At 33.8% G+C, this 20443-nt stretch carries 21 protein-coding genes; 16 read left to right on the top strand and 5 right to left on the bottom strand.

Translation table 11 applies throughout. From position 1 onward, the window contains the following. Positions 1-33 precede the first annotated feature (33 nt). From aroA to recA, 3 genes are read left to right on the top strand one after another with little or no spacing between them, the layout of a single operon-like run. On the top strand, positions 34-1284 hold the full coding sequence (gene aroA / locus NLM59_RS05540) for a 3-phosphoshikimate 1-carboxyvinyltransferase (protein ID WP_304416756.1): 1251 nt from the start codon (positions 34-36) through the stop codon (positions 1282-1284). Positions 1285-1332: 48 nt separating this feature from the next. Further along, a complete protein-coding gene (bcp, locus tag NLM59_RS05535) occupies positions 1333-1788 on the top strand; it encodes a thioredoxin-dependent thiol peroxidase (RefSeq protein ID WP_304416934.1) in 456 nt (151 codons plus the stop codon). A gap of 12 nt (positions 1789-1800) precedes the next feature. Further along, complete coding sequence (gene recA, locus NLM59_RS05530) at positions 1801-2808, top strand: recombinase RecA (RefSeq protein ID WP_304416755.1); 1008 nt, start codon at positions 1801-1803, stop codon at positions 2806-2808. Positions 2809-3296: 488 nt separating this feature from the next. Here recA and NLM59_RS05525 read toward each other — a convergent pair whose 3' ends face one another. Beyond that, entirely contained in the window at positions 3297-3620 is a 324-nt protein-coding gene (locus NLM59_RS05525; RefSeq protein WP_304416754.1) for a hypothetical protein, read from the bottom strand. Between the two features lie 89 nt (positions 3621-3709). Here NLM59_RS05525 and NLM59_RS05520 point away from each other — a divergent pair, with 89 nt between their 5' ends. The 4 genes from NLM59_RS05520 (at position 3710) to rsmI (ending at position 6184) form a co-directional block, all read left to right on the top strand. Further along, a complete protein-coding gene (locus tag NLM59_RS05520) occupies positions 3710-3877 on the top strand; it encodes a DUF5522 domain-containing protein (protein WP_304416753.1) in 168 nt (55 codons plus the stop codon). A gap of 117 nt (positions 3878-3994) precedes the next feature. After that, the gene (locus NLM59_RS05515; protein ID WP_304416752.1) at positions 3995-4519 is read left to right on the top strand and encodes a DUF4136 domain-containing protein; all 525 of its coding nucleotides are present in this window, start codon (positions 3995-3997) and stop codon (positions 4517-4519) included. Positions 4520-4660: 141 nt separating this feature from the next. Next, positions 4661-5503, top strand: coding sequence for a hypothetical protein (locus NLM59_RS05510; protein WP_304416751.1), 843 nt, complete (start codon positions 4661-4663; stop codon positions 5501-5503). Positions 5504-5506: 3 nt separating this feature from the next. Beyond that, a complete protein-coding gene (gene rsmI / locus NLM59_RS05505; protein WP_304416750.1) occupies positions 5507-6184 on the top strand; it encodes a 16S rRNA (cytidine(1402)-2'-O)-methyltransferase in 678 nt (225 codons plus the stop codon). On the opposite strand, the gene NLM59_RS05500 is transcribed toward rsmI, so the two are convergent. From NLM59_RS05500 to NLM59_RS05485, 4 genes are all read right to left on the bottom strand, one after another. Then, complete coding sequence (locus tag NLM59_RS05500; RefSeq protein WP_304416749.1) at positions 6181-6855, bottom strand: VOC family protein; 675 nt, start codon at positions 6853-6855, stop codon at positions 6181-6183. The genes rsmI and NLM59_RS05500 overlap by 4 nt on opposite strands. Continuing rightward, positions 6855-7253 (bottom strand): Gmad2 immunoglobulin-like domain-containing protein, encoded by a 399-nt coding sequence (locus NLM59_RS05495; RefSeq protein ID WP_304416748.1) that lies wholly within the window; start codon positions 7251-7253, stop codon positions 6855-6857. Before NLM59_RS05495 ends, NLM59_RS05500 begins: the two co-directional genes overlap by 1 nt. A gap of 236 nt (positions 7254-7489) precedes the next feature. Beyond that, on the bottom strand, positions 7490-7978 hold the full coding sequence (locus NLM59_RS05490) for a YkgJ family cysteine cluster protein (RefSeq protein WP_304416747.1): 489 nt from the start codon (positions 7976-7978) through the stop codon (positions 7490-7492). Continuing rightward, a complete protein-coding gene (locus NLM59_RS05485) occupies positions 7968-8684 on the bottom strand; it encodes a 3'-5' exonuclease (protein ID WP_304416746.1) in 717 nt (238 codons plus the stop codon). Before NLM59_RS05485 ends, NLM59_RS05490 begins: the two co-directional genes overlap by 11 nt. Positions 8685-8925: 241 nt before the next feature. On the opposite strand from NLM59_RS05485, the gene NLM59_RS05480 reads away from it, so the two are divergent. From NLM59_RS05480 to NLM59_RS05445, 9 genes are all read left to right on the top strand, one after another. Continuing rightward, entirely contained in the window at positions 8926-9534 is a 609-nt protein-coding gene (locus tag NLM59_RS05480) for a superoxide dismutase (RefSeq protein ID WP_304416745.1), read from the top strand. Between the two features lie 195 nt (positions 9535-9729). Then, a complete protein-coding gene (locus NLM59_RS05475) occupies positions 9730-11856 on the top strand; it encodes a prolyl oligopeptidase family serine peptidase (protein WP_304416744.1) in 2127 nt (708 codons plus the stop codon). 81 nt (positions 11857-11937) lie between these two features. After that, positions 11938-12594 (top strand): alpha/beta hydrolase, encoded by a 657-nt coding sequence (locus NLM59_RS05470; protein WP_304416743.1) that lies wholly within the window; start codon positions 11938-11940, stop codon positions 12592-12594. A gap of 125 nt (positions 12595-12719) precedes the next feature. Next, entirely contained in the window at positions 12720-13184 is a 465-nt protein-coding gene (locus NLM59_RS05465) for a hypothetical protein (protein ID WP_304416742.1), read from the top strand. 99 nt (positions 13185-13283) lie between these two features. Then, positions 13284-16124: a leucine--tRNA ligase gene (leuS, locus tag NLM59_RS05460; protein ID WP_304416741.1), complete on the top strand. Its 2841-nt coding sequence runs from the start codon at positions 13284-13286 to the stop codon at positions 16122-16124. Positions 16125-16423: 299 nt separating this feature from the next. Beyond that, positions 16424-16723 (top strand): helix-turn-helix domain-containing protein, encoded by a 300-nt coding sequence (locus NLM59_RS05455; protein WP_304416740.1) that lies wholly within the window; start codon positions 16424-16426, stop codon positions 16721-16723. Beyond that, complete coding sequence (locus NLM59_RS11865; RefSeq protein WP_369426771.1) at positions 16720-16977, top strand: DUF4870 domain-containing protein; 258 nt, start codon at positions 16720-16722, stop codon at positions 16975-16977. Before NLM59_RS05455 ends, NLM59_RS11865 begins: the two co-directional genes overlap by 4 nt. Positions 16978-17038: 61 nt before the next feature. After that, on the top strand, positions 17039-17608 hold the full coding sequence (purN, locus tag NLM59_RS05450; protein WP_304416739.1) for a phosphoribosylglycinamide formyltransferase: 570 nt from the start codon (positions 17039-17041) through the stop codon (positions 17606-17608). 348 nt (positions 17609-17956) lie between these two features. Further along, a complete protein-coding gene (locus tag NLM59_RS05445) occupies positions 17957-20392 on the top strand; it encodes a TonB-dependent siderophore receptor (RefSeq protein WP_304416738.1) in 2436 nt (811 codons plus the stop codon). Positions 20393-20443 lie beyond the last annotated feature (51 nt).

Genomic DNA, 20443 nt, shown 5'->3' with positions numbered 1-20443 from the left:
CTGAGTTAGCTTTATTTTTTAGTTTTAAAAACGATGCTCCAACTTTCTCATCCAACTTCAGAAATAAATGGTAAAATCCAAATAACGGGTTCCAAAAGCGAAAGCAATCGTTGGTTGATTCTTCAGCAACTATTTCCAAACATTCATCGCATAGAGAATCTGAGTAATTCAGAGGATACGAAGGTTCTATTAGAAGCATTAAATCTTTTTAATTCTAGGTCGAATATTCAAAATAAAGCCTCAGAAATTAATATTGGGCATACAGGAACAGCCATGCGTTTTCTTACAGCATTTTTTGCCATTCAAACGGATGTGGAGATAATATTAACCGGTTCTGAACGAATGCAACAACGCCCTATTGAACCACTAGTAACAGGTCTAAATAGCTTAGGATGTAATATTTCATACATTAAAAAAGAAGGCTTTCCCCCACTTAGAATCAGAGCTAAATCTAGTTTAAACGATGAATTAGAAATTCGTGCCGATATTAGTAGTCAGTACATCACAGCTTTGCTTTTGGTTGCACCTATATTGCCAAATGGACTGAAGATTCATTTTTTAGGGGAGTTAACTTCGCGTCCTTATATCGAAATGACAAAGCAACAGCTAGATTCAATAGGTATTGATGTTAAGTGGTTAGATAAAGGTTTGCAAGTCAGTCCTATAAAGAATATTTCTGAACAAAATGTATTGGTAGAATCAGATTGGAGCTCTGCTTCCTATTGGTTTAGTATGCTTGCTCTTTCTGAATCATCAGAAATAGAACTTTCTTCCTACAAAAATCAAAGTTTACAAGGTGATGCTTCGTTAAAGCAGATTTATGCTCAATATTTTGGTATTCAATCAGAAATTGAAGACGATGTCTTAAAATTAAAAAAGATTACCGATTTTAAATTCCCTGAGTCTATAGAATTAAACTTAAACAATACACCGGATATTGCTCAAACGATTGCACTTACTTGTGCGGGTTTAAAAATTAAAGCAAAACTCACAGGACTGCATACACTAAAACTAAAAGAAACCGATCGTTTAGAGGCTATGAAAAATGAGCTTAAGAAATTGGGTGTTGATACGGTAATTACCGAGAATAGTATCGAACTAGTGGCATTTAATAATGTCAACGATATTCCAACGATAGAAACTTATCAAGACCATAGGATGGCGATGGCTTTCGCTCCGCTTGCTTTAAAAATGCCATTGAAAATCAATGATGAAGCAGTTGTTGATAAATCTTATCCTACTTTTTGGCAAGATTTAAGGTCTGTAGGCTTTGCAATAGTTTAAGATTTAGAAGCTTCAAAATCCCTAAATATTCGTTATATTTACAAAATGATGAATATGCTAAAAGAAGGCGATAAAGTGCCTAATTTCAAAGGATTAGATCAAGATGGGAATCCAATTTCTTACGAGGATTTCAAAGGTGAAAAATTGGTGGTTTTCTTTTATCCAAAAGCGAGCACACCAGGATGTACGGCTGAGGCTTGTAATTTAAATGATAATCTAGACGCTCTAGCAGCAAAAGGATATAAAGTAGTAGGTGCAAGTGCCGACACTGTAAGAAGACAAAAGAATTTTTCCGAGAAATATGGATTTAAATTTCCTTTGATTTCAGATGAAAATAAGGAAATGATTGAAGCTTTTGGAGTTTGGGGGCCTAAGAAATTTATGGGAAAGGAATATGAAGGAATTCACAGAACTACTTTTCTAATCGACGAAAATGGAATTATAGAAAGAGTCATTAAAAAGGTGAAGACAAAGGATCACACCAATCAAATTTTAGAGAATTAAAAAAATAGTCAAATGGCAGATAATACAGACGCAAAAAAGAAAGCCCTTCAACTTGTTTTAGACAAGATGGATAAAGCATACGGTAAAGGTGCCGTTATGCGCATGGGAGATAGTGCTATAGAAGAAGATATTCCAGTTATTCCTTCGGGATCTTTAGGTTTAGACTTGGCTTTAGGAGTAGGAGGTTACCCTAGAGGTAGAATCATTGAAATTTATGGACCAGAATCTTCTGGTAAAACAACTTTAGCATTACATGCTATTGCCGAGGCTCAAAAACAAGGTGGTACAGCAGCATTTATTGATGCTGAGCACGCTTTTGATCGATATTACGCACAAAACTTAGGGATTGATATCGAAAATCTAATTATTTCTCAACCAGATAATGGTGAGCAAGCTTTAGAAATCGCCGATAACTTAATCCGTTCGGGTGCCATTGATATTCTGGTTATTGACTCGGTAGCAGCTCTAACGCCTAAAGCAGAGATTGAAGGTGAAATGGGAGATTCTAAGATGGGATTACAAGCCCGATTGATGTCTCAAGCATTACGTAAGCTTACTGCAACCGTTAATAAAACTAAATGTACGATTATCTTCATTAACCAATTACGTGAGAAAATTGGTGTTATGTTCGGTAACCCAGAAACTACAACTGGTGGTAATGCCTTAAAATTCTACTCTTCAATTCGTTTAGATATTAGAAGATCTACCCAAATTAAAGATGGAAACAATGATGCAAGTGGTAACAGAACGCGTGTGAAAGTTGTTAAAAATAAAGTTGCCCCACCATTTAGATTGGCCGAATTCGACATTATGTATGGAGAAGGCGTTTCTAAAGTAGGTGAAGTTTTGGATATAGGAGTAGATATGGGAATCGTTAAAAAATCTGGTTCATGGTACTCTTACGATGATGCTAGACTAGGCCAGGGTCGTGACTCTGTGAAAGATGTGCTGAAAGATAATCCAGAATTAATGGAAGAAATTGAAGCTAAAATTAAAGCAGAATTAGCAGAAAAAGCTTAAGTTCAGTTTTTAATTCATATTTTATCAACCTTCTTGGAGTAATTCAAGAAGGCTTTTTTTTATTAAATCTAATATGCTTCAATTTGGTAAAGTTAGAAGCTTAGAAATTTTTACGCTTACGTAATAATAAACCTAATATTATAATTATTATTAATTCAAAAAATAAAACTATTCCTTGGTTTAAATAGGTATCATCTAAAAAATATTTAAAAAGAAGACCACGAATAATGGTGAATATTAAAATTATTAAAAACACAAATAGAATTATTCTATAATTCATAATTATAAATTTTATAATAATCCTACAATAATATTAACAAATTTTAACTATTCATTATATTAAAGTATAAATGGATTATTTGAATGCCAAATTTCAAGTGTTTAAGATATTTCGGTTTTATAATAAAATTTGCATTTAATTTTTTACATTATTCCCATTTCCAATTTTAATAGATAGCTTAAATTTATTATCTATATCATACAACTTTTTATAAAAATCTAAGAAAATTAAATAATTTGCGATTTTGTAAAAATTCTAAATCTTCATCATTACAATAAGCCTCGCGTTCAAATGAAATATTTAAATAGGCTTGATGTGCATTTTTATATTGAATTAAACGGATCAAGTATTCTATAAAATACCAAATGTAAAAGGGTAAAATCAGCAATTCTAATTGTTGGCGTAAGTGAATCCTTTCGTGGTTAATTAATCTTTGGTTTAAACGTAAATCTTTATCCCTTAAGAGTATAAAAGGGAAAATGGCCATAGCAATAAAGCTTTTTCTGAAGATTTTACGTGTTACTAAAATCATATTTAAAGATTCGAAATAAAAATTGTACTAAATTAAATCCAAAAAGTACGCCTAAATTTTATTTCAAATTTATAATTAACTTTGTTAGAGTGAAAAAACGTGTTCCAATAGAAGAGGGAGATTACTACTTAACCCCAGAAGGCTATAAAGTATTTACAGCGCAATACTTGCTAAAAAGAGGATATTGCTGCAAGAGCGGATGTCGTCATTGTCCCTATGGATATGATAAGAAAACAGACTCTTTTAAGAAAAAATAGTCTCAATCTATAAATTTTGATGAATGAAATTTAGACTTAGAAACTTTTAAACAATGTGTCTAAAATTTTAACATCTAGTGGAATACTTTTTGATTATTATTAAGAAAAATACTTAATATGAGAAACTTATATACAATATTCGGAATTTTAATGCTTTTAGCATTTACTTCCTGTAACACCGTACGTGTTTCGAGTGATTACGACAGAAACGCAGATTTTAGTCAGTATAAAACCTTCGCATTTCATCAAAAAGGTTTAGCCGATCTTAAAATGAACGATTTAGATAAAAGAAGAATCGTTGAAGCTATTGGTCAAACTTTATCTTCTAAAGGAATGACTGCTGCAACAGCTGAAACAAATGCTGATTTAGTAATTAACTTGTCTGCTAAGAGCAAAACTCGAGTAAATGTAGATCCATACTACGATCCATGGTGGGGTGGTCCTTATTGGGGAGCCTCTCAAAGAGTGCATCAGTATAAAGAGGGATCAATTATTTTAGATTTTATCGATAGAAGACAAAATACGCTAGTTTGGCAAGGTGTCGGAGAGGGATTAAACGTTTCTGACATTGAGAGAAAAGCAACCAAAATTCCTTTAGCTGTAGAAGAAATTTTAGCAAAATATCCACCCAAAAGAAAATAATCCTTTCTTTTGACTTTTGTTACCCCTGTTTAAGTGAGTAACAAAAATTAATAATTCTACATAAGTTTAACTTGTGTAGAATTATTTTTTAATATTAATTTAATCACCAAAGTTAGTACCTTTATAACTTAATTTTAGATCATGGAAAATCAATTAGATCAACTTAAAAATGAGTTGGTTCGCGATATAAAAGAATTAGCTGCAGAAATTGCTAAATCAAATTCATTTGTTGGCTTGATTTCTCAAGAAATTAAGTTCAAAACTCTACACGAAAAATTTATTAATCTTAAATTTTTAGAACGTAAGAATATAGGATTAGATGTTTTCGATCAACCTATTCCAGTCCAAGATTTTAGCGATGATGAGGAGGATTCTAGTTCAGATGAGTTTTTCGGTGATGAGGTTTTTGAGGATGAAAAGCCAAAAGAATACAATTTCGATAAAGAAGAGGTTGAATTTAAAGCTGAAGAAAACCATGTATCTAGTGATTTTACAGAAAATGTAACTGACTTTTCAAAGGATAGAATTGCCGAGATTGATGCTGGTATAGAAAGCGAAGATTTTAAATCTACAACGGCTGAAGTTGAAGATGATAGCTTTAAAGAATTCGAGCCAGAAGTCACGCAAGAAGATGAATCGAAATTAGAAGTTGAGGAAGAAGTATTAGAAGAAGAAAGCTTCAAGCACGTGGGTACTTTTGAAGACGAGGTTAATACGTATGGTGAGGATTATGAAAGATACTTACCAAAAAGTTCGAACTTACCTAAACTACAAGTTGATTTTAATGATAGAATAGCTTTTTTACATCAGTTATTTGATGGAGATTCCGAAGCCATGGATTTAGTAATTAATACTTTAAATCATTTAGAAACCCATGCAGATTCTAAAGATTACCTGAAGGATTTAGTGCGAGAAATGGACTGGACCGATAAAGAAGAGTATATTGATCGATTGAAAGAATTAGTTAAAAATAGATTTGATTAAGCTATGGCAGGAAGACTTTATTTAATTCCAACGCCCATAGGAAATCTTGGTGATATAACTTATCGCTCTGTTGAGGTTTTGAAGAATGTGGATGTAATTTTAGCAGAGGATACTAGAAATAGTGCTAAATTACTTCAGCACTATGACATTACGACTCCTATGCATGCGCATCATGCACACAACGAACATACAACCACGGATAAGATTGTAAATGAAATAGCACAAGGAAAAACCTTTGGTTTGATTACAGATGCTGGAACACCTGGAATTTCAGATCCAGGATTTTTACTGCTTCGTGCGTGTGTTGAGAATAAATTAGATGTAGAAGTCTTGCCGGGAGCTACGGCTTTTGTACCTGCTTTAATTTTATCAGCCTTACCAAATCATGAGTTTCTTTTTGTTGGCTTCTTGCCGGTTAAAAAAGGTAGGCAAACACAACTAAAAAAGTTGGCAGAGGAAGATAGAACTATGGTTTTCTATGAATCTCCACATAAAATTGGAAAAACACTTAAGGATTTAGTTGAGTATTTTGGAGGCGATAGGAAGGCTTCTTTGTCTAGGGAATTAACCAAGAAATTTGAAGAAACTTTACGCTATAGTCTTTCTGAACTTTTGGAGATTACAAAAGAAAGAAATCTAAAAGGCGAAATGGTACTTGTTGTGGAGGGGAAAACTGTTTAGTTTAAGCTTGAGATTTCTAATTCCCCATTTAGATATTGAATGGAATAATTTTTATCTAAAATCTCCACTTCAGCTACGAAGTCAGCAATTTCTGCTTTGTCATTGGTTGGAAACCAATCTTTTTTGTTTGGGTCTATACATATAAATAAACCGTCGTTATCACCAACGGCGAGAAACCTATCTAAACTGCCATCATACATTTTTACACTTGTTTTCTGGTGAATCTTATCAAAAGTGTTTTTGATGTTAGAAGTTACAAGTCCAATTTCTGCCACATTGAAAATGTGATTTAAACTAAAACTCTCATCTATGTTTTCAGGAATGCTTTTTCGCGCGATAAACTCACAAATATTTTGATCTTGATCATAGAAATAAATCGCTTTAGCATCCCAAGCAGGAAAGTCAACGATTTCGTTTTCTCCATCTTTTATGATTTCAACACGTTCGTTAAGCCAAGAAAATGCAGCCTTGTACATTGAAAAGGGGATACCGAAAGCAAAATGGTAAGCTTTGTATCCAGGATGATATTCAAATTTAAGAATGCTTAAACCCGCTCGAATTTCAAAACTTTTTTCACTCTCATGAATAAGCTCAAAACCCAACACATCTACAAAGAAGTTCTTTTGCTGTGCTAAGTTTTGAGCGTGTAAAGTGAGATGTTTTATAATCATTAATCTATTGTAACAGGTAACTCCATCACCATATCATTTTCTCTATTGTCAGATGGATTGTTACGGTGTAGTTTTATAATAACATCCTGTGGCTCCAAGCCAGAAATATCAATCGTTGATGTAAAAGGCACAAATTCCTCTGTCATCCACTCATCATCAGCCATGGCGTAATGATTGATTACCTCTCCATTCTCTAAAACAACTTCAACAGGAAAATCTGCTTCAAAGAAATAGTTTCCTCTAGCTTCTCCCTTAATAACAATTGTGCCGGTAACCTTTTCAAAAGGTTGTGGCGTATGAACCACAATAAAGTCAGATACGTTTTTAAGCTTGGTATCCTTAGGAGGAGTTCCGCAAGCCACAAACACCAATGTCAGTGCAATAATAAAATTTTTCATAGATTTTGGTTTATTAACGAATTTAGTTATTTATATGTTAATAATCAATAATTTAACAAATTATTAAAGCCGCATATATTCTTATAAGCGGCTTTAAAATATTGAACTTGATTATTGGATTAGAATCTAATGTCGAGACCAGCGCCCCAGCCAAATTTGCTACTATAATTTCCAAGCATTTTTGATGGAAAATAAACTATAATTATGAAAGGATTTTAGAAAGAAATGTTGTTTAACTATTTATTATACAATTCTTTCATCCTTTCTACGACTTCATAAGCAGCAGGGCAAATCAATGTATTTTTGATCGTAAGATTATTTATTTGATAAAGTTTTCGTCTGTCGGTATGTGGAAACTCAGCACACGCTTTAGGTCGTACATCATAAATCATACAATAATTATCGTGTCCTAAAAATGTGCAAGGCACAGATTGCAAAACCCAGTCCCCATCTTCGTCTCTGTGTAAATATTGTTCAATAAATTTCCCTGGAGATAATTTTAAATGAGAGGCAATACGTTCAATATCTCTTTCTGTAAATAAAGGACCAGTAGTTTTACAGCAGTTAGCGCAAGTCAAACAATCGATCTCTTCAAAAACCTCATCGTGCGTATCTCTAGCCACAACATCTAAGTCTTTTGGTTTTTTCTTTTTCAACCACGCCAAAAATTGTCTGTGTTGTGATTGTTTAGCTTGTGCTAGTTCGTGATGTTTTTCAATATTCATCCGTGTATGTATCTTGTTGTAATAAAGATTCGTAACGCATTTTTCTAAAAATCTGTGCTACAGTGAGGACATCTTTCTCACAATAATCTTTAATTCGCTCTAAATTTCTTTCCTTGTAATATACTTCTGCCACCTTGCTGCCGTCGATATCATCTTTTGGCGTTTCAATTCCTAGAATGTTCGCGAGCAAAGCCAAAGAAGTAAAATGTTTATAATCTCCAAACTTCCATAATTCCATGGTGTCCAAATGAGGAACTTCCCATGGTTTCTTACCAAATAAATTTAGCAGATTAGGTAATTCAATTTGTAAAACTAACATTCTTCTGGCTAAAAATGGAAAATCAAATTCTTTTCCATTGTGTGCACATAATAAAGATTGCGACGAGTAGAAATGATTGTTTAATAAAGCCACAAAGTCTTCTAAAATTTTTCTTTCGTTGTGGCCATAAAAAGATTTAATTCTAATTTTATCATGCTTTGTGATATAACCCACAGAAATACAAACTACTTTTCCAAACTCAGCCCAAATTCCAGCATTGGTTTCATAAAACTCACTTGCACTAATTTGATCCTTATCTCGTCTGTATTCTGTTTTATGCGACCATAAATCTTGTAATTCAGGCGAAATATCTTCCCATTTCTCGGCCGCTGGAACGGTTTCAATATCTAAGAATAAAACCTTGTATGGATTTACGGAATGTAGCATAGGAATTGAGCTTTGATATTAATTAAATTAAAGATAAGAAATTTTTGAAAACAGGCTATTGATAATGCCAATGTGCGCATAGGGTTAAAGTATTGCTAAATCGCTCAGAACGGCTTTCTTGGCAGAAATTTTGCAGCTATATACATAAGTTATAAAGGCATTGTTTTTATTAATTTCAAATAATTGACTGATGTTGATTTATGACTTATATTTACGATTAACAATTTAAAACAAAATTATTATGGCATTTACATTACCAGAATTACCTTATGCATACGATGCATTAGAACCACATATTGACGCTAAAACTATGGAAATTCACCATAGCAAGCACCACGCAGGTTACACGAACAACTTAAACGCTGCTATCGAAGGAACTGACTTAGAAGGTCTTTCTATCGAAGAAATCTTAGTTAAGGGTTTTGATAACAAAGCAGTACGTAACAACGGTGGAGGATTCTACAATCACTCATTATTTTGGAAAATTTTAAGTCCAAATGGTGGAGGAAAACCTTCAGGTGAATTAGCAGAAGCAATTGATAAAGCTTTCGGTTCTTTTGACGCATTCAAAGAGAAGTTTTCAGCTGCAGCTAAGACTCAATTCGGTTCAGGATGGGCTTGGTTATGCGTTAAAGAAGACGGATCTTTAGAGGTTTGTGGAACTCCAAACCAAGATAACTCTCTTATGCCAGGTGTAGGTTGCGGAGGAACTCCAATCTTAGGATTAGACGTTTGGGAGCACGCTTACTACTTAAACTACCAAAACAGAAGACCTGACTATGTTGAGGCATTCTGGAACGTAGTTAATTGGGAGCAAGTAGCTAAAAACTTTGCAGACAATAAAAAATAATTAGAATTTAGTTTCTAAATTTTAAGACCTGATAGTGGAGAAATTCACTATCAGGTTTTTTTGTTAAGTTGAATGGGGTTAAATCTTTTTACTTAAGATAAAATACCCTTTAACAAAATTATAAGATGCTTGTAGAGGCTTCTAAAGCTAAATACAACAAGTATTTTGTATCTTCACATTTCTAATTTTTAATACATGAAAAAAACAGTAATTGCTGGTTTAGCATTCACATTTATGGCATGCTCTACCCAACAAACTACTCAAAAAGACACGAGTTTGAAATATCCAGAAACTAAAAAAGGAAACGTAGCCTATACTCACTTTGGAACAACAGTACAAGATCCTTATCGTTGGTTAGAAGACGATTTAGCTGAAGATACCAAAGCTTGGGTTAAATCTCAAAATGAAGTTACCAATGCTTATTTAGCACAAATTCCATTTAGAGATAAGATTAAGAAAGAAATGACCGACTTATGGAATTATGAGAAAATAGGTTCACCTTTTAAAGAAGGAGATTGGACTTATTTTTATAAAAACGACGGTCTACAGCAGCATTCTGTTTTGTATAGAAAAAAGGAAAACGGAGAGCCAGAGGTTTTCTTAGATCCTAATAAATTCTCTAAAGACGGAACAACTTCTTTAGCAGGTTTAAGTTTCACAAAAGACGGAAGTCTAGCGGGTTATTCTATCTCAGAAGGTGGTTCCGACTGGAGAAAAATCATAATTATCGATACTAAAACCAAAAGACAAGTAGAAGATACTTTGGTAGATGTTAAATTCAGCGGAATTTCTTGGAAAGGAAATGAAGGGTTTTTCTATTCTTCTTATGACAAACCAAAAGGAGCTAGTGAACTTTCAGCTAAAACTTCACAACATAAATTATATTATCACAAACTTGGTACGCCACAATCTTCAGATCAATTAATTTTTGGAGGTGAAAAAACTCCAAGAAGATATGTTGGTGGAGGAGTTTCTGAGGATGGAAGATATTTAATTGTTTCGGCTGCTGAATCTACAACCGGAAGTGAGTTATACATTAGAGATCTTAAGAACAATCAAAAAGATTTCACTGTAATCTTAGATAATTTCGATACTACGACTAACGTAGTTGACACAGATGGTGATAATATTTATCTATTAACCAACTTGAACGCGCCAAATAATCGTTTAGTTAGAACTACAATTCAAAATCCAACACCAGAAAATTGGGTTGATGTAATTCCTGAGACAGATAAAGTTTTATCAGTAGGAACTGCAGGTGGATTCTTGTTCGCTAAATACATGAAAGACGTAAACGATCAAGTTTTACAATATGAATATGATGGATCTTTAGTTCGTGAGATTTCATTACCAGGTTTAGGTTCAGTAGGTGGATTTGGTGGTAAAAAGGAAGAGAAGGAATTATACTATAGTTTCTCAAACTACATTTATCCTTCAACTATTTTTAAATATGATGTTATTTCAGGAGATTCTAAGCTTTATCAAAAGCCACAAATCAATTTTACTCCAGAAAACTACGAAAGCAAACAAGTTTTCTATACTTCTAAAGACGGAACTAAAGTTCCAATGACGATTGTTTATAAAAAAGGACTTGAGTTAAATGGTAAGAATCCTACGATTTTATATGCTTATGGTGGGTTTAATATCAGTTTAACACCAGGATTCAGTGTTGTTACAGCAACTTGGATTGAAAACGGTGGAGTTTATGCTGTAGCTAACTTACGCGGTGGTGGTGAATATGGTAAGAAATGGCATGATGGCGGAAGACAATTGAACAAGAAAAATGTATTCAATGACTTTATCGCAGCTGCTGAATATTTACAGTCAAAAGGATATACTTCTCCTCAGTATACTGCTATCTCGGGTGGATCTAACGGTGGTTTATTAGTAGGAGCGGTTCAAACTATGAGACCAGACTTATTCAAAGTTGCATTGCCAGCTGTAGGAGTTTTAGATATGTTGAGATATCACACATTTACAGCTGGTGCAGGTTGGGCTTATGACTATGGAACTGCAGAGGATAGCAAAGAAATGTTCGAATACATTAAATCTTATTCTCCAGTACATAATGTTAAAGCAGGAACTTGTTATCCATCGACTATGGTGACGACAGGTGACCACGATGATAGAGTTGTTCCAGCGCACAGTTATAAATTTGCTGCTGAATTACAAGATAAACAAGCTTGTTCTAATCCTACCTTAATCAGAATTGAAACTAAAGCAGGACACGGAGCAGGTAAGCCAACTGAGCTTATTATCGAGGAAAACACAGATAAGTTAGCTTTTGCTCTTTATGAAATGGGCATTAGAGACTTAAAATAAAAATCACTTTTATTTAAACTTTAATTACAGAGTGTTGAGCCTATCGACACTCTGTATTTTTTCAATTAAATTTACCAACTTATGTTACAAACAGATTTATCTTTAAGCTACTTATATAGACTCGCAAAACAACAAGAAGGCGAAAAACCAACACTTTTGCTTTTGCTACATGGTTACGGAAGTAATGAGGCGGATTTATTTTCTTTTGCTCCAGAGTTACCAGAAGAATTCTTTATTGCGTCGGTTCGTGCACCACGTCAAATTCAGTATGGTGGATATGGTTGGTATGATATCAACTTTATGGATGCGCAAAAGTTCAATAATGTAGATCAAGCAAATGAATCTATGAAAACCATTAGAACTTTTATTCAAGAAGTTATTGAAAAACATGATTTGAATGCTGATGAGGTTTGGTTGTGTGGATTTAGTCAAGGTTCAATTTTAAGCTATGCTTTAACGCTTCATGATCAGCAAAATATCCATCGTGTAATTTGTATGAGTGGTTATCCAGCGCCAGATATTATGGGTGATAAAGTGCAAAGTAATTTTAATGACTTAGAGTTTTTTGTTTCTCACGGAACTGAGGATGGAGTGATTCCGGTAGATTGGGCTAGAAACGGTGAGAAGTTATTAAAACATCTTAATATTCCACACGTTTACAAAGAATATAGAAGCGGACACGGTGTTGTTCCTCAAAACTTCTACGATATTTTAGCTTGGATTAAAGAGAAAATGTAATTTTTCAACTCGCTTAGGCGCAACCCAAGATATAAGACTGCGTCCATTATATAAATCTTAAATAATATAAAATGAAACTTTATTCAGTTTTGCTAATTCTAATTTTAGGAATTAACTTTTCTTGCATGTCAGATGATGTCTTTAGCTATCAAAATGATTTTCAAAATAGTAAAGAGGCTTGGTTAAGCTTTAAAGCCAATTCTAATAATTCGTATAAATATGTTGTAAGTGGTGGAACAGGGATGTCTAATCTTTCTTGGGAAACTACGATTACCGTACAAGAGGGCGAAATCGTGCAAAGACATTTTATTTATGAAGGCGACATAGAAGGTCTACCAGAAGATGAATTAGAGTGGACTGAAAACGAAGGAGAAATTAATACACATGAGTCTTATGTAGCTGCGCCAGCGATTACTATGGATGAGGTTTATCATAAAGCAGAAAACGAGTGGCTCGTGGAATCCAGTAATGTCACAACTTATTTCCAGGTAGATTATCGCGGTTTACTTTCAACTTGCGGTTATGTTAGAAATGGCTGTGCAGATGATTGTTTTGTTGGGATTCACATTAAAAGCATAGTGGCTTTATAATATTAAAACTTTAATTTCAATTGAAGCTTAATTGTGAAAAATTATCGTTTTCACAGCGCCATATAATTGCTTAAATTTGCAATTCTTTAAAATTAAGCAATGCAATATCATCCATCCGAAATAGAGTCAAAATGGCAAAAGTTTTGGGCTGAAAATCAAACTTTCAAAGCCGAAAACAAATCAGACAAACCTAAATATTATGTTTTAGACATGTTCCCTTATCCATCTGGAGCGGGATTGCATGTTGGACATCCATTAGGCTATATTGCGTCTGATATTTATGCGCGTTACAAAAGACATCAAGGATTTAACGTATTGCACCCAATGGGGTATGATTCATTTGGTTTGCCAGCTGAACAATATGCCATTCAAACAGGACAACATCCTGCGCTTACTACCCAAGAAAACATTGAACGTTACCGCGAACAGTTAGATAAAATTGGGTTTTCATTTGATTGGAGTAGAGAAGTAAGGACTTCTAATCCAGATTACTACAAATGGACTCAATGGATTTTTATTCAATTATTTAACTCATACTATTGCAAAAAATCTAATCAAGCGCGTCCAATCGACGAGTTGGTTGAGGTTTTTGAAATGGAAGGAAACGTTAATATTGAAGCCGAAACTTCTCAAGAAACAACTTTTGGGTTCGATGAGTGGAATAATTTTACAGAAAAAGAAAAATCAGATATTTTATTAAATTACCGATTGACTTATTTAGCTGAAGCTGAAGTGAATTGGTGTCCTGCATTAGGAACTGTTTTGGCGAATGATGAGGTAGTTAATGGTGTTTCTGAAAGAGGTGGACATCCTGTTGAACGCAAAAAAATGACGCAATGGATGATGCGTATTACGGCTTATGCCGAGCGTTTATTAAATGGAATCACCTACAATGAAAAAGCATTGGATTGGGCTGACGCATTAAAAGAAAGTCAGAAAAACTGGATTGGAAAAAGTAAAGGAGCTTTAGTTGAGTTTAAAGTTGCTAATTCAGAAGATACGATTAAAGTATTTACTACGCGTCCTGATACGATTTTTGGAGTTTCTTATATGACTTTGGCTCCAGAGCATCCATTAGTTCAGGAAATTACTACAGCTGATAAAAAAGATGCAGTTGATGCTTATATCCAAAAAACAGCTAAGCGTAGTGAGCGAGAAAGAATGGCTGACGTTAAGAGTATTTCGGGAGAGTTTACCGGAGCTTATGCGCTTCATCCGTTTACAGGAAAGCAAATCCCGATTTGGATTGGTGATTATGTTTTAGCAAGTTACGGGACCGGTGCTGTAATGGCCGTTCCAGCAGGTGACGAACGAGATCATGCTTTTGCTTCGCATTTTGGATTGGAAATTATAGATATTTTTAAGGATACAGATGTTTTTGAAAACGCTTATACCGACAAAGAAGGCGATGTAGTTCTTCAGAACTCTGATTTTTTAGATGGATTAACGGTAAAAGAAGCTTTAGCTAAATCCATTGAAGCTTTAGAAGAGAAAAAATTAGGATTAGGTCAGGTTAATTATCGCCTACGCGATGCCGTTTTTAGTCGTCAACGTTATTGGGGTGAGCCAGTTCCTATGTATTTTAAAAATGGAATTCCTACGCCAATTCCTACAGAATGTTTACCTATTCAATTACCAGAAGTAGATGAGTATTTACCAACTGAAACGGGTGAGCCGCCACTAGGTAGAGCAACAGATTGGGCTTGGAGTGAGTTTAAGCAAGAAGTGGTTAAAAATGAGTTTATAGATCATAAAACCGTTTTCCCATTAGAGTTAAACACCATGCCAGGTTGGGCAGGTAGTTCATGGTATTTATTCCGTTACATGGATGCGAATAATGAGAGTGAATTTGCATCGAAAGAAGCCTTAGATTATTGGGAAAATGTAGATTTATACATCGGTGGAAGTGAACATGCGACAGGTCACTTATTATATTCTCGTTTCTGGACTAAATTCTTGAAGGATGTAGGTTTAATTCAAGTAGACGAACCATTCAAAAAGCTGATTAACCAAGGGATGATTTTGGGAGAATCAGCCTTCGTTTATAGAAATAAAGAAACCAACGAATTTGTTTCTCACAATTTAGTAGATAAAGCTGAGGTAGATAATTACCAAGCGCTACATGCAGATATTGCTTTTATAGATGAGTCTAAAAATACGCTGGATATAGAAAACTTTAAAAATTGGAGACCAGAGTATAAAAATGCTGAATTTAAGACAGAAGCTAATGGGGAATTTTATGTTTCTCGTGAAGTAGAAAAAATGTCTAAATCTAAATTCAATGTTGTAAACCCAGATGATATTTGCGAGGAATACGGAGCGGATACATTACGCATGTATGAAATGTTCTTAGGTCCTATTGAACAATATAAACCTTGGAATACTAATGGATTAAGTGGTGTGTTTGGTTTCTTGAAAAAACTTTGGAAATTATACTTTGATAATGATGGTTTTGCTGTTTCTGAAGAAGAGGCAACCAAAGAGGAATACAAAGTATTACACACCTTGATTAAGAAAGTTACGGATGATATCGAAGGATTCTCGTTTAATACGAGTATTTCTGCCTTTATGATTGCGGTAAACGATCTTCAAAAATTAAAATCAAATAAAAAGGCAATCTTAGAGCCATTGGCTATTTTGGTATCGCCATTCGCGCCACATATTGCAGAGGAATTATGGTCTAGATTAGGACATACTGAAAGCATTTCTTTTGCTGAATTCCCTAAGTTTGAAGAGAAATATTTAGTAGAAGATAGCAAAGCATATCCTATTTCATTTAATGGTAAAATGCGTTTTACGATGGAATTGCCATTAGATATGAGTAAGGAAGAAATCGAGAAAGCTGTTATGGCCGATGAGCGTACCATTAAACAATTAGATGGAAGAACGCCTAAAAAGGTGATTGTAGTTCCTGGGAAAATTGTGAATTTGGTAGGCTAATATTTAGATATAAATAGAAAATAGGTCTCCAAGGTGGTCTGCACTTTTGATTTTAAGGTGCAGATTACTGTTGATATTATAGACATTTTGGAATCAATTTCATATGATTTTGTAAACTGTCATGGAAAGGGATGGAATAGAGGTGTTATCGTTTTTCATTTATGCTATTTTGTGAACTAAACTGAAGATGCTGTAAATAAGCATCTTAACAAACTTGTCGTAGAAGTGTCGTAAAGCTGTCAGCTGATAAATTCTTTAAAAATAGGTGCTTATTTTAGATTTGAGAAAAATCAATCAATATGGAACAAGTAGGTAATCGCATTAAAGAAATTAGAATTTCAAAAGGTTTTTCTCAAGATGAATTGGCAACAAAATCTAATGTAAGTGTTCGTACGATTCAACGGATAGAGAAACACGAAAACACACCACATGGTAAAACGTTACAACTTATTTGTGAGGCTTTAGGCGTTCAAGCGGAAGATGTTTTGGAGTTTAATCAATCAGAGGATACAAGAATATTGAGCTGGATGTATTTCTCTATCATTTCGGGCTTAGCTCTTCCTTTGGGAAACATTATTGTGCCATTAATTTTCTGGTGACGAATAAGTCTAATATTAAAGATGCTGATAAAATTGGTAAACACTTAGTTTATAATCAAATAATTATTTCCATAGTAGCTTTCTCAATATTGTATATGACAGCGTTTTTTAAAATAAACCATATGTATCCAGAACACAATACTTATGGGTTTATATTATTCTTTTTATTGGTTGGCTTGAATTATATATATGCTTTTTATGCAGGCCTTAAAGCCAATAAGGGGCGCTATCTTAGATATCCATTCTTTAGATAAAATTTAAATCTTCTAGATTAAGTTTTGGATGATTTCGTAATTTGCGGTTCAATTCAAAAATATGAGAATAGCTGTATTAATTTCAGGTTCTGGATCGAATCTACAAGCAATCATTGATGCTGTTGCTGCTAAGGATTTAAAGCATGTGGAAATAGTTGCTGTCATTGCAGATAGAAACTGTTACGGATTAGAAAGAGCACTTGATGCTGAGTTGCCAACTTGGTTTGTGGAAAGAAGCGAAACTTTATCTTCTGAAATTGATGAAATATGTGAGAATGAAAAGGTTGATTTAATCGTTCTCGCAGGCTTTTTATCCATTTTAAATGAAGAATTTTGCACTAAATGGGACAAGAAAATCATTAATTTACATCCATCTCTTTTACCAAAATACGGCGGAATGGGAATGTATGGCGCAAAGGTGCATAAAGCTGTTCTAGCAAACAATGAAAAGGAATCTGGTGCAACAGTACACTATGTATCTAGTGGAGTTGACGAAGGGGAAATCATCTTACAAGAATCATTTGAAATTCCTGCAGAAGCAGATTTAGATTGGCTTCAACAAAAAATATCAGAGGTTGAAAAACCTTTATTATTAAAGGCTATTCAGAAATTGGCTGATAACAGTATCTGAACATAATATCACTTTATAAACTAGAGTCCTAAAGAAATTTAGGACTTTTTTTATTTAAAACATTTTAAGTTTTAATCAATTAATTAGCCCAATTAACATCCTTTACCATATCTTTTTATTTATCTTAAGCATTGGTTACCATAATAATACAGGCGATTTGAGTTCAGCATTAAGTAATATTTGAATTAAAGGTTTTTAGCTTTATGATTAAAATCATAAACGCTTAAATTTCTCTAAATCAACTTTTTAACTTCTTTAATTAGAAAAGTTCTAAATAAACCGCCCAATTTATTTAATATTTTAATTCATAAACTTACATTTGCTTTTTATTTAGAATAAATTAAAATAATGAAGCAGATAATTTTAGTAGGAATTTTAATTTTAGCCTCAATTCCTTCTTTTGCACAAGAAGGTACGGTTACAGGAACAGTAGCAAACTTAGAAAGTGAAACTCCTAAATTATATAATATTTGGACGGAACCTATTTCTGAAACAGTAATCACGGAATCCGATGGGAAGTATAGTTTAGAACTAAGTCCTGGTGAGTATGATTTATTTGTGGGGAATAATGGATTGATTTTGCAAACAGCACATATTCAAGTAGGAGCTGATGAAAAAATCACACAAGATTTTCTACTAGAAGATATTGTTCAATTATCTAGTATTCAGCTTTTTGGTAGCGTAAATAAGCAGCCAGAAAAATTAGATCAGATTACACGTCTGCCTCTTAAGCCTAATGAGAATATTCAAACTATTACTACGATATCGGAAAAGGTAATTGAGCGACAAGGGATATTAACTATTTCGGACGCTACTCGAAATGCTCCTGGTTTATATACCTACGCCACCTATGGCAACACTAGAGAAAGTTTGGGGTCGAGAGGGTTTAGAGGAATTCCTATCTTAAAAAATGGAGTTCGTGTACATTCTGATTTCAGAGGAAGTGGGTTTTTAATGGATATGCAGGGTGTTGAATCTGTTCAAGTTTTAAAAGGTGCAGCTACCATAACTCAGGGTTTTGGAAATGACTTAGGCTCTCCGGGTGGAGTAGTAAATCTAGTAACAAAGACTCCTAAATTCGAGAATTTTGGACATGCTACATTTAGAGCAGGCAGCTGGAACCAATATCGTCCAACCTTAGATATTAATCATGTATTGGATAAAAATCAAACCATTGCTGTTCGTATTAATGGTGCTTATGAATATGGAGAAGGTTGGCGCGATGGTAATAAAATGAACCGTACTTATATTAACCCATCAGTAAAATGGCAGCCTTCAGATAAATTTTCATTCACCGCTGAAATGGATTACTTAGATGATAGCAGAACGCCAGATCCGGGAACTGTCAACTTTTCACGCGATAACACCGAAAACGAAATCTATGATTTACCTAAGCATAAATTCTTAGGTTTTGAATCTGATTACAATGATTTTAAAAACTTGTCTTATGCCCTGACAGCTAAATATGATTTCAGTGACAAATTATACTTACGTGCTGGGTATTATGCTTCAAAATTGGATACGGATGCTGAAATGACTTCCTTAAGCCAAATTCAAAATGACGATGGAGTTATTGAGCAACCTAATATTTTAAAGAGAGGAATTGCTAAATCAAACACTCGCGAAGATGATAATCAAGTTTTACAAATTGACTTGGTAGCAAAAGAATTGAAGACAGGCAATTTTAGCCATTTAGTGCAAGTTGGTACGGACATTAGACAAAGTAAAGTTCACGGTACTAATTTTAAATCTGTAAGTATTGACCAAATTGACATTTTTGATGAGATTTCGAATACGTTGAACTCGCCTGTTGATTTTACTATGACAGGGTTTAACGATGATAAATCAAATGAATTTGGTGTGCTAGGTCAATATGTGGTTGAATATAAAGACTTGGTTCGATTCTTTGGTGCGATTAGATATTCTAATTTTAATACAGAAATTGACAATGCAGTTTGGGACAACGACCAGCAAGCATATAATATTACAAGATCTGAAAATTCCGGAAATACATGGAATCCTTTAGTAGGTGTAATGATTTACCCAATTAAACCACTTGCATTATTTGCATCCTACACAACGAATTCCAACCCAAGAAGTTCAAATAAACTTGATAAAAATGGAAATGAATTAGGCTTAGAGACATCTAATCAATTTGAACTTGGAGTAAAATCTGAATTATTCCAACGTCGTTTGCGCTTAAATGCAACATTCTATCGTGTGGAGAATAATAACATGATTATGCAAGATATCACTACGAATGAAGATGGGGTGTTAGAGTTCTTGCCATATTATTTTAAAGGCGGAAACGATGTTCGTCAAGGGATTGAAGTAGAAGCAATAGGTAGAATTCAAAAGAATTGGGAAGTGATGGCTGGTTTTTCTTACTTAGATGCTGAATACAATAATAGTACACGATTTGTAGATGGAAGTAAGCCTAACAATACACCAGAATATGTGGCGAATTTTTGGACTAACTATATGATAGAAAAAGGAGCTTTAAATGGGCTATCATTAGGAGCAGGAGTTTATTATTTAGGAGCAAGACCCTACAACGACCATGTGTTTACAGCATTCCATGGGATCACACCTGATTTAGAACCATGGGATAATGATGCTTATACAACTGTAAATGCACAGATTGCATATTATAAAAACAATTATGGAATTCAATTTCTAGTTAACAATATCTTCGATGAGATTGGTTATAATGCTTATAGAAACAAGTATATCAATAGAATTGATCCTAGAAATTTTGCTGTTAAACTAATGTATAAGTTTTAAGAACATACTCCTCATGTATTAATATAAGCGTCTAGTTAAATTTTAATTAGG

The sequence above is a fragment of the Profundicola chukchiensis genome, assembly GCF_029664245.1.
Taxonomy (GTDB): domain Bacteria; phylum Bacteroidota; class Bacteroidia; order Flavobacteriales; family Weeksellaceae; genus Profundicola; species Profundicola chukchiensis.
This window is presented reverse-complemented; position numbering and strand designations above follow the sequence as displayed.

Coding starts and splice junctions, on each gene's coding strand:
- aroA (WP_304416756.1), top strand. CDS start 34: ATGCTCCAACTTTCTCATCCAACTTCAGAAATAAATGGTAAAATCCAA.
- bcp (WP_304416934.1), top strand. CDS start 1,333: ATGAATATGCTAAAAGAAGGCGATAAAGTGCCTAATTTCAAAGGATTA.
- recA (WP_304416755.1), top strand. CDS start 1,801: ATGGCAGATAATACAGACGCAAAAAAGAAAGCCCTTCAACTTGTTTTA.
- NLM59_RS05525 (WP_304416754.1), bottom strand. CDS start 3,620: ATGATTTTAGTAACACGTAAAATCTTCAGAAAAAGCTTTATTGCTATG.
- NLM59_RS05515 (WP_304416752.1), top strand. CDS start 3,995: ATGAGAAACTTATATACAATATTCGGAATTTTAATGCTTTTAGCATTT.
- NLM59_RS05510 (WP_304416751.1), top strand. CDS start 4,661: ATGGAAAATCAATTAGATCAACTTAAAAATGAGTTGGTTCGCGATATA.
- rsmI (WP_304416750.1), top strand. CDS start 5,507: ATGGCAGGAAGACTTTATTTAATTCCAACGCCCATAGGAAATCTTGGT.
- NLM59_RS05500 (WP_304416749.1), bottom strand. CDS start 6,855: ATGATTATAAAACATCTCACTTTACACGCTCAAAACTTAGCACAGCAA.
- NLM59_RS05495 (WP_304416748.1), bottom strand. CDS start 7,253: ATGAAAAATTTTATTATTGCACTGACATTGGTGTTTGTGGCTTGCGGA.
- NLM59_RS05490 (WP_304416747.1), bottom strand. CDS start 7,978: ATGAATATTGAAAAACATCACGAACTAGCACAAGCTAAACAATCACAA.
- NLM59_RS05485 (WP_304416746.1), bottom strand. CDS start 8,684: ATGCTACATTCCGTAAATCCATACAAGGTTTTATTCTTAGATATTGAA.
- NLM59_RS05480 (WP_304416745.1), top strand. CDS start 8,926: ATGGCATTTACATTACCAGAATTACCTTATGCATACGATGCATTAGAA.
- NLM59_RS05475 (WP_304416744.1), top strand. CDS start 9,730: ATGAAAAAAACAGTAATTGCTGGTTTAGCATTCACATTTATGGCATGC.
- NLM59_RS05470 (WP_304416743.1), top strand. CDS start 11,938: ATGTTACAAACAGATTTATCTTTAAGCTACTTATATAGACTCGCAAAA.
- NLM59_RS05465 (WP_304416742.1), top strand. CDS start 12,720: ATGTCAGATGATGTCTTTAGCTATCAAAATGATTTTCAAAATAGTAAA.
- leuS (WP_304416741.1), top strand. CDS start 13,284: ATGCAATATCATCCATCCGAAATAGAGTCAAAATGGCAAAAGTTTTGG.
- NLM59_RS05455 (WP_304416740.1), top strand. CDS start 16,424: ATGGAACAAGTAGGTAATCGCATTAAAGAAATTAGAATTTCAAAAGGT.
- purN (WP_304416739.1), top strand. CDS start 17,039: ATGAGAATAGCTGTATTAATTTCAGGTTCTGGATCGAATCTACAAGCA.
- NLM59_RS05445 (WP_304416738.1), top strand. CDS start 17,957: ATGAAGCAGATAATTTTAGTAGGAATTTTAATTTTAGCCTCAATTCCT.